A 237-nucleotide genomic window follows, 5' to 3' on the forward strand; every position below is an offset into this window, starting at 1 on the left:
TAGCCGAGCGCATCGTGCCTCATCTCAACAGCCCCTACCTCGGCGCCAACGTCTACGAAAAGGGCACCACGAAAGTGGCGGCTCCCCTCAAAGCGTCGACGATCATCGTCAAGGATTGGGTGCGCATCGGTGTCGTCGGCGCTGTCACCCAAGACCTGCCCTCCTTGGTCTCCCCTGCCGGCATTTCCAACCTCACCATTGGTGATCCGGTTAAGGCTGTGAATGCCGAGGCCAAGC

1 protein-coding gene is annotated in these 237 nt (G+C 60.8%); it reads left to right on the forward strand.

Translation table 11 applies throughout. The features are described 5' to 3' along the window. A partial coding sequence (locus ACP7FG_RS13220; RefSeq protein WP_439226667.1) for a hypothetical protein occupies positions 1 to 237 on the forward strand: 237 nt, incomplete at both ends.

Origin of the sequence: Idiomarina sp. ST10R2A5 (assembly GCF_051842325.1) — a bacterium.
GTDB classification, from domain to species: Bacteria; Pseudomonadota; Gammaproteobacteria; order Enterobacterales; family Alteromonadaceae; genus Idiomarina; species Idiomarina abyssalis.